10 protein-coding genes are annotated in these 9,495 nt (G+C 31.3%); all 10 read left to right on the top strand.

Features of this window, described 5'->3' with window-relative positions; all coding sequences use genetic code 11:
- Positions 1–199 precede the first annotated feature (199 nt).
- From ACTB1H_RS07820 to minE, 10 genes are read left to right on the top strand one after another with little or no spacing between them, the layout of a single operon-like run.
- Positions 200–730: a Gx transporter family protein gene (locus tag ACTB1H_RS07820; protein WP_463262287.1), complete on the top strand. Its 531-nt coding sequence runs from the start codon at positions 200–202 to the stop codon at positions 728–730.
- The gene (locus tag ACTB1H_RS07815; RefSeq protein ID WP_463262286.1) at positions 727–1,305 is read left to right on the top strand and encodes a Maf family protein; all 579 of its coding nucleotides are present in this window, start codon (positions 727–729) and stop codon (positions 1,303–1,305) included. Before ACTB1H_RS07820 ends, ACTB1H_RS07815 begins: the two co-directional genes overlap by 4 nt.
- A 9-nt stretch (positions 1,306–1,314) precedes the next feature.
- Positions 1,315–2,022: a RadC family protein gene (gene radC / locus ACTB1H_RS07810; protein ID WP_463262285.1), complete on the top strand. Its 708-nt coding sequence runs from the start codon at positions 1,315–1,317 to the stop codon at positions 2,020–2,022.
- Between the two features lie 12 nt (positions 2,023–2,034).
- A complete protein-coding gene (locus ACTB1H_RS07805) occupies positions 2,035–3,066 on the top strand; it encodes a rod shape-determining protein (RefSeq protein ID WP_463262284.1) in 1,032 nt (343 codons plus the stop codon).
- Between the two features lie 8 nt (positions 3,067–3,074).
- The gene (gene mreC, locus ACTB1H_RS07800) at positions 3,075–3,911 is read left to right on the top strand and encodes a rod shape-determining protein MreC (protein WP_463262283.1); all 837 of its coding nucleotides are present in this window, start codon (positions 3,075–3,077) and stop codon (positions 3,909–3,911) included.
- Position 3,912: 1 nt separating this feature from the next.
- The gene (mreD, locus tag ACTB1H_RS07795) at positions 3,913–4,407 is read left to right on the top strand and encodes a rod shape-determining protein MreD (protein ID WP_463262282.1); all 495 of its coding nucleotides are present in this window, start codon (positions 3,913–3,915) and stop codon (positions 4,405–4,407) included.
- Between the two features lie 14 nt (positions 4,408–4,421).
- The gene (locus tag ACTB1H_RS07790; protein WP_463262281.1) at positions 4,422–7,670 is read left to right on the top strand and encodes a penicillin-binding transpeptidase domain-containing protein; all 3,249 of its coding nucleotides are present in this window, start codon (positions 4,422–4,424) and stop codon (positions 7,668–7,670) included.
- 39 nt (positions 7,671–7,709) lie between these two features.
- Positions 7,710–8,351 carry a septum site-determining protein MinC gene (gene minC, locus ACTB1H_RS07785; RefSeq protein ID WP_463262280.1) on the top strand — a complete coding sequence of 214 codons (642 nt, stop codon included), beginning with the start codon at positions 7,710–7,712 and terminating at the stop codon, positions 8,349–8,351.
- A gap of 15 nt (positions 8,352–8,366) precedes the next feature.
- Complete coding sequence (gene minD / locus ACTB1H_RS07780) at positions 8,367–9,179, top strand: septum site-determining protein MinD (protein ID WP_463262279.1); 813 nt, start codon at positions 8,367–8,369, stop codon at positions 9,177–9,179.
- Positions 9,180–9,190: 11 nt separating this feature from the next.
- The gene (gene minE, locus ACTB1H_RS07775; RefSeq protein WP_463262278.1) at positions 9,191–9,475 is read left to right on the top strand and encodes a cell division topological specificity factor MinE; all 285 of its coding nucleotides are present in this window, start codon (positions 9,191–9,193) and stop codon (positions 9,473–9,475) included.
- The last annotated feature ends 20 nt before the right edge of the window (positions 9,476–9,495 follow it).

Genomic DNA, 9,495 nt, shown 5'->3' with positions numbered 1-9,495 from the left:
TACTAAATCAATAGTAGATGTAACTTATGATTTAATAAAGGAAGAAAATAAGATAGCTGGTTAATAGAGCTTTTACAGGCTCTATTTTTTTTAACTATCTAACTTGTAAATAAAAAATAATAATGGTAAACTATAGAGTGTCTATCTTTATTATATAAAATATTTTAAATAGATTAATATTAGACGAAGAGGGTTTTAGATGAGAAAAACCAATAAACTAATTTTTATATCTCTACTTGTATCTGTCGGGTTAGCCTTAAGTGTTCTCGAATCCTCAATACCTCTTCCGATACCAATTCCTGGAGCTAAATTAGGTTTATCAAATATAGTTATATTAGTAACTTTAGTTGTATTCGGCTTTAAAGAGGGTTTGCTCGTAGCAGTTTTGAAAAGTGTATTACTCATGTTAATAACAGGTAGTGTAACATCTTTTTTGTATAGTCTTACAGGGGCTGTATTAAGTTGCATTGCGATGTATATAACATATAGATATTTTACCAAAATATTTAGTTTGATAGGAACGAGCTTAATAGGAGCAGCATTTCATAATTTTGGACAAGTAACAGTTGCAGCAATTATATTGAATAATGTAATGATATACACTTATTTACCTTTTTTATTGCTTATGAGTCTTTTTTCTGGATTTTTTGTTGGGCTTGCTTCACATTATGTTGTAAAGAATTTAAGAATAAGTTTTAATTCTATATTTGAAAGTAGGAATAGTAAATGAAGAATTTGGTATTAGCTTCAGCTTCACCAAGAAGGAAAGAAATATTCGAACAATTAGGGATTAATATAAGCGTTGTAGAAAGTGATATAATTGAGAAGATAAATGATAATGAGTATCCTGAACAAGTTGTAATGAGTTTATCTTTTCAAAAGGCAATAAATGTGGCTAATAAAATTAAGGAAGGGATAATAATTGCTGCAGATACAGTAGTTGTCAAAGATGGTAAAATACTCGGAAAGCCAAAGGATAAACTTGATGCTAGAAAAATGTTGCAAATGTTAAGTGGAGATAAGCATGATGTAATCACAGGTTTTGCTATTATAGATCAAACAACTTTGACTAAAGTTGTGGATTATGAATTGACTGAAGTTTATTTCAAAAGGCTAGAGAACAATGAAATTGAAAGTTACTTAAGTTATGATGAATATTTTGACAAAGCAGGTGCATATGCAATACAAGGCAAAGGGTCTTTGCTGATAGAAAAAATAAATGGCTGCTATTTTAATGTAGTAGGATTGCCTATATCAAAGATAAATGTATTGTTAAAAAAACATTTTGCCTATTCACTTTTATAGGAGATTTTTATGGAAAAATACTTTTTAGAAGATAAAAAACTTACCATTAAAGAAATGCCAATCAATGAAAGGCCTAGAGAAAAATTGATTGCTTATGGACCAAATACTCTATCAAATGCAGAACTAATTGCAATAATAATTCAAACTGGCCACGGAGATAAGACTGCTATAGATTTAGCTAATATGATAATTAGCATGGATAAAAGAGGAATAGTACATCTTACCGAAGCAAGTGTAGATGAATTAAAATCAATAAATGGAATCGGTGAAGGCAAAGCTGCACAAATAATTGCTGCAATAGAAATTGGTAAACGAATAAAGAAAATAAATCCTTATGAAAACATAAGGATCTCTGAACCATATCAAATAGCAAAGATTTTAATTGACCAAATGAAATTTCTAACAAAAGAATATTTTAATATTGTTTTATTAGATACCAAGAATCAAATAATCTCTATAGAAAATATATCTGTTGGGAGCCTTAATTCTTCAATTGTACATCCTCGAGAAGTTTTTAAAGAGGCTCTGAAAAAGAGCTCTAATTCAATAATATTAGCACATAATCATCCGAGTGGCGATACTACACCAAGTAATGAAGATATTGCTATTACTAACAGGTTGATACAATCTGGAGAGATTTTAGGGATAAAAGTAATTGATCACATAATAATAGGGAATGAAAATTATTTAAGTATGAAAGAAAAAAATTATATATAATGGAGGAGTATTATGGCATTATTTTTAAATGGAACTCGAGATATGGGAATAGATTTAGGAACAGCAAATACACTTGTCTTTATGAAAGGCAAGGGTATCATATTAAGAGAGCCTTCAGTGGTTGCAATAGAAAAAATGAGCAGAAGAGTTTTAGCGGTTGGAGAAGAAGCTAAGAAGATGATAGGGAGAACACCAGGAAATATTGTAGCAATAAGACCTTTAAAAGATGGTGTAATTGCTGATTTTGATATAACTCAAGAAATGTTAAAATATTTTATTCAAAGAGCTAGCAAGAAAAAATCTATATTTCAACCAAGAGTTGTTGTTTGCATTCCAAGTGGAGTAACAGAAGTAGAAAAACGAGCAGTTGAAGAAGCGACAATTCAAGCTGGTGCAAAAGAAGCGTATTTGATTGAAGAACCAATGGCTGCAGCTATTGGGGCAGGCCTTCCAGTTCATGAGCCAACTGGCAGTATGGTGGTTGATATAGGAGGAGGCACCTCTGAAGTAGCTGTAATTTCATTAGGAGGTATTGTTTCGAGTATTTCAATACGAGTAGGCGGAGACGAACTTGATAATTACATCGTAAATTATGTAAAAAAAGAATACAATTTAATGATTGGAGAAAGGACAGCTGAAGAAATTAAAATAGCTATTGGCTCAGCTGTTAAGGATAAATCATTAGGTTCTATGGACATAAGAGGTAGAGATTTAGTAAGTGGTTTGCCAAGAACAATAAATATTTTATCTGAAGAAGTATATGAAGCTTTAAAAGAGCCAGTAACTAGTATAATAGACGCTATAAAAGCTACTTTAGAAAAAACACCACCAGAATTAGCTTCTGATGTAATGGAGTATGGAATAGTTCTTACAGGAGGAGGAGCATTGTTACATGGATTGGATGTTTTGACTAACAGAGAAACTGGAATTATGACAAGAGTGGCAGAAAATCCTCTTGATTGTGTTGCTTTAGGAACTGGAAAGGCTTTAGAAAGTATGGAATTGTTGAAGAGAACATCCTCAAAATACAACAGGATTGGGTAGTGGTATCTATGTATTTTTTTAAAAAATACAAAGAAAGAATATTTGTCATAGCGGTGGTAGCTATCCTCATTATTACAATAGGGCTAACGAGCAATAGGGTTGAATCCATGTCAAAGTTTGAGAGTCTTATTGGGGGAGTCTTATCTCCGCTTAATAAAGTTGCTAATTCTATAAAACATGGAGTTAATGATGTTTTTTCTTCGGTTTCTGCGACATTTAGTGCTAAAGAAGAGAATGAACAACTTAAGGACGAAATCAAGAGACTTGAGAGCGAGAATCGAGACTTAAGAAACATAATTGGGAAATCTGATTATCTAATGAAGGAATTAGAACTTTTAGAAAATACTGAATATGACTTATTAAAAGCAGAAGTAATTGGCAAGGAGCCAAATAATTGGTTTGATGTGTTTACTATAGACAGGGGAATTAGAGACGGAGTAAAAATTGGCGATACAGTGATTCAAGCTGTAGAAGTAGAAAATAAGATTTATCAAGAAGGATTAGTTGGCCGGGTAGTTGATGTAGGCGACAATTGGGCAAAGGTTGTTTCAATTTTGGATGAGAACAATTCAGTTGCATTTAAAATAGTTAGAACCCAAGATGGGGGTATAATTTCTGGGAATATTGGAAATACCGTAGAAGGTTTTTTATTCGATTATGAGGCAGAAGTAATAATTGGAGATTTGATTTATACCTCAGGTCTTGGAGGCGTTTATCAAAAAGATATTTATATAGGTGAGATAAAAGAAGTAATTGAAAATAAAGAGGAACTTACCAAAAAAATCATTGTAGAGCCTGCTGTAAATTTCAAAAAAATATATAATGTATATATTATAAGAGGTTAAAATGAACATATTAATTTTGTTATTGTCAGCAGTTATCAATTTAATATTACAAATTACTCTATTTAATAACATAACATTATTTGGGGTTGTTCCTAATTCAGCATTGGTTTTAGTTGTGGTTATTAGTATTTTAAAAGGAAGATTTGTTGGTTCTATTTTTGGGGTTTTTCTAGGGCTGTTGACAGATATATTATTTTCAACTACTATTGGTATAAATGCACTGATATACTTTTTAATAGGATATTTTTGTGGATTTGCTAAAGATAATTTTACTAGGGATAACATATTTACTCCAATACTTTTTACTGGAATAGCAACAATTTTTTATAATTCTATGTATGCTGTAATCATTTATTTTTTGACAGCTAATGTTAATTTTTCATTTGCTATAAGAAACATCTTATCTTTTGAAATAGTTTACAATATTTTTTTAGTAATTATATATTACAAAATATTTAATAAAATCTTCACTCGCCCTAAGATTAAGTTCAATTAGAGTAGGTGGTAAATTTGGATAGTAACAAGAGGGAATTTAATAGATTTGATTTTATAAGATACTTATTAATAGCTCTAGTCATTGTATTGCTATTTAGGCTAGCTAGTTTAACTATTGCGTATGGTGACTATTATAGAGATCTAGCTGATAATAAAAGAATTAAAGAGATATATACATCTGCTCCCAGGGGCGAAATCAGAGATAGGCATGGTAGATTACTTGCAGGCAATGTACCAAGTTTTACTGTTCAACTATTAAAAGATGAGTTAAATAGTTTAGATAGAGTTGACAGAAACGAAAACCTACTAAAACTAGTTCGATTTCTAGAAGAGGATGGAGTCAATTATTATAATGATTTTCAATTAGAGCTTAATAGCATTAAGTTTAAGGAAGTTCAAGATTATGTAGAAAATGATATTGAACCAATAGACAAAATGATTAATATATTAATAGAGAATGATTTAATAGCTGATCTTTTAAATATTGAATTTGTATTGCCTTATGAAGAACATTATAAATATGACATTTTAAATAGTACAAAAGAAATTTTATCTAAGTCTAAAGAAGTACGAGAAATGTCAGATGATGAAGACAGACAATCATATGCAAATTATTTATCATCTTTGATAAATGAAAACAAAAGCGATATAAGGAAGATATTGGAACATCCTATTGCTAGAAAAATGGCCTATGATTTACTTGTTGAAAAAGATTTGCAAGAGAATTTAGTCTTAGAAGAATTCTCTTCAATTTATATAGAAGACTATATTAAAAATAAAGCAAGCTTAATGAAGAAATTTGATTATATAGGATTTAATACTACAGCAGAAGAAGATTTTATTAATCTTTTCATAGATAACTCATTATATTCATTTTTAACAAACATTATCTTAATAAATGATGATAATAAAATAATACCGGGGGAGATCTTAATTTCTATAATTGAACAGAATGAGCTGATAAGCCCAGTAGAAATAGTTATAGATGAAGATCAAAATACAGTTATTTATAAATTAAATGATGGAAACACTACTAATCTAGATCCTGTTGAATTACTAATAGAATTTTCTAAAGAAAATAATATTTTAAGTGATTTTATAAAAGATGAGCGTATCAAATATCATGCTCAGTCAAAACTAATAAATGATGGGGTTAATCCTAGAATAAGCGTTTCAAATGGATTTGAATACACATTTATTAATGAGCTAAAGTCTTGGGAAAAGAGAAACAAAATAAAACCGGGGTTAACTATGGAAGAGACATTTGAAACTATAAAGGAAAATTATGGGATTTCAAAAGAATTAAGTAATTACGAAGCAAGGGCAATCTTAGGATTATTAAATCAATTGTCAGTTCAAGGATATAGAGCATATCAGCCTATAAATATTGCTTATGGGATCAAAGACTCAACTGTTGCTAAAATAGAAGAAAATTTATCAACTGTACCTGGCATATCTATATCCATTGAACCTGTTAGATATTATCCTGAAGGCTCTACAGCAGCTCATATACTTGGATATATAGGCAAAATAAGTCAAGAAAATGAAATAGAAAAATATATTAATCAAAACAATTATTCACCGAATGCGTTAATTGGAAAGACTGGAATAGAAGAAAGCTATGAGCTGGAATTAAGTGGAGAAAATGGGATTAGAAGAGTTGAAGTAGATGTTGTTGGAAATACGACTAATGTTATTGAAGAAAAAAAACCTGTTCCAGGAAATAATGTTTATTTAACCATAGACTTAAATTTACAGAAAGTAGCAGAGGAAACACTTGAGAGGACAATCACTGAACTAAGCAGAGGTGGTACATTTGAAAGTGAATGGGGAGATTTTAAATTTGGCATTAATAGGAGCAAAGGGAGACCTTATGTAAATGCTAACTCTGGCGCGGTTGTAGTGCTAGATGTGAATACAGGAGAAGTACTTGCGATGGCAAGTTATCCATCCTATGATTTAAACTTGTTTTCAACAGGAATTTCAAGTTCCGATTGGGCTAGCTTATTTCCAGAAGACATAGATAACCCTCTTGCTGCTAGACCTCTTTATAATATAGCCACACAAACTGCCGTTCAACCAGGTTCAACATTTAAAATGGTAACAGCATTAACTGCTTTAGAGAAAGGATTAGATCCACTATTAAAAATTCGTGATATGGGATATGTTGAAGTTGGTAATAAAAGATTTCATTGTCTGATATATACTAATACCGGAGGAACACATGGCTATGAAAATCTTTATGATGCAATTGCAGATTCATGCAATTACTATTTCTATACATTGGCATTAGGCAAAAATCAGAGGACTAATCAAGACATTGGTGTTAAAGTGGAAATAGAAGATATTGTTGATATGTCAAAAAAATTAGGACTAAATGATAAGACTGGTATCGAAATTAATGTACCGGCTGAGGTTTCTGGAGGAGTTCCTGATCCTCAGAAAAAAATTATAACTACAAAAGTATTGCTTAGAAATATGTTAAATCAAGATCTCAAATATTACGTAAAAGAAGGAATAACATTAACTGATGAACAGATGAATGAGTATATAGATGAAATTGTTAGTTGGACTGAGATGGATATACCTTTAACAAGAGCAGAGGTAGTTAGGAGATTAGACCAAATGGGTTTTGATCCTGAAAAAAGAATAAATTCTGAAAGGGAAGGATTAGCTGATAAAATTAAATATACTTATTTGAATCAAGCTGGTTGGACCATCTCTGATACTTTAAATGTTGTCATAGGGCAAGGGCAAAATGCCTATACTCCATTGCAGATGGCAAATTATATTGCAACAATAGCAAATGGAGGGAATAAAAATAAAGTTACATTAATTGATAGCATAATGGACTATAACAATTCGAGTATTTTATATAAAAGAGAAGTAGAAACTGAAGAAATAGAATTAAATGATAAAGAAAATCTCGAGCATGTAAAAAAAGGGATGCTTAGGGTTGCTGACGATGGTTCTGCTAGAGTCACATTTCAAAATTTTCCTGTAAAAGTTGGTGTAAAGACAGGTACAGCTCAGAGGAGTGGAAGAAATCCATATACAAATGAAGAGTTTGATGATTTTGCTTGGTTCGTAGGATTTGCACCGTATGATAATCCCGAAATAGCTGTTGCTACAGTGATTTTCCAGGGAGGATCAGGTGGATATGCAGCACCGATGGTTAGAGAAATAATTGCTGAGTATCTTGGCCTAAACTCCAAAGGAGTAGAAAACTTTCTTCCAATAGAGAATTCATTAGTCAACAATTAGATTTACAATATTACAACTTATCCATTATGGAGGGATTAGATGAGTAACACAGGGATTACTATTAAAGGTGTTTCAGACGGAATATTTATCTATGTTGAGGGGAATGATTACGAAAAAATTAAAGAAGCTTTGGAGATAAAGCTAAGAGAGAATATTGAATTTTTTAGAGGAAGCAAACTTATTGGGATTGAAGGAGAGGAATTAACACTTGATATCAAAACTGAAATTATGTTATTGTTAAAATATAAATATGATTTTGTTCTGATGAAAGATGATACATTAAACCAAATCCAGAAAAAAATTGAAACTTTTGATGAACATAAAAATGTTACAAACATAGTAGAAGAAGGAATGACAAAGTTTGTACATGGCACTCTTAGATCAGGGCAGGAAGTAAGCTACAATGGTAATATAGTAGTTATTGGCGATGTGAATCCTGGGGCTGTATTAAGAGCGAAAGGAAACATCATAGTACTGGGTCTATTAAGAGGGATTGCCCATGCAGGTTTAGGAGGAAATAAAAATGCAGTAGTAGCAGCTTATAGTTTATTGCCTACTCAACTGAGAATTGATGATATAATTGTAAGACCTCCAGAGGGAGATTCTCATTATAAATACCCTGAAATTGCAAGAGTAATAGAAAATAAAGTCATTATAGAACCATACTTACCAAACAAATAAAGGAGAGACTTGCTAATGGAAAAAGGAAACAAAGGAATATCAATCGTAGTTACATCAGGAAAAGGTGGTGTTGGGAAAACAACCACAAGTGCTAATATAGGTACCGGATTAGCAATGCAAGGTTATTCGGTAGTGGTTTTAGATGCAGACATAGGATTGAGGAACTTAGACGTAGTAATGGGCTTAGAAAACAGAATTGTATATGACATAGTAGATGTGGTGAATAAAAACTGCAAACTTAAACAGGCATTGATAAAAGATAAGAGACATGAGAAATTGTTTTTACTTCCAGCTGCTCAGACCAAAGATAAAACAGCTGTTAGCACTTCTCAGATGGTAGAATTGGTTAATGAACTAAAGGAACAATATGATTACATAATAATTGACTCACCAGCTGGTATAGAGCAAGGATTTCAATATTCAATAGCTGGTGCTGATGAGGCAATCATTGTTACTACTCCTGAAGTTTCTGCTGTTAGAGATGCTGATAGAGTTATAGGAATTTTAGAGGCAAATGAAATTTACCAACCGAAACTTATTATAAACAGAATTCGTCAAGATATGGTCAAACGAGGCGACATGATGACAATTGATGATATATTAGACATTTTAGCTGTAAAGTTATTAGGAATAGTTCCTGATGATGAGAATGTTGTAGTGTCAACTAATAGAGGAGAACCTGTTGTAATGGATGAAAAAGCTATATCAGGAAGAGCTTACAGAAATATTGTCAAAAGAATCATTGGAGAAGAAGTAGAACTGTTGAACTTAGATGAAATTAATCAAGGAAGATTCAGCAAAATGATGAAATTATTCTTTGGTAGATAGGGGGCATTTTAATGGGAATTTTAGAAATTTTTTCTAAGAGACAAGAAAAGAGCAAAGATGTTGCAAAAGAAAGATTGAAATTGGTGCTAGTTCATGATAGAGCCGACCTATCTCCTAGGCTTTTAGAATTAATTAAAAATGATATTATAGATGTTATTTCAAATTATGCTGAAATTGACATACCTGATATAGATATAAAAATGACAAAAACAACAAAAGAAGGAGACAATAGACCGGTTTCTGCTTTAATAGCTAATATACCAATTAAAAAGATAAAAAATAGGGACGATTTATAACTCTAACATATGTTAGAGTT

Source organism: Soehngenia sp., from assembly GCF_055108775.1.
This window is presented reverse-complemented; position numbering and strand designations above follow the sequence as displayed.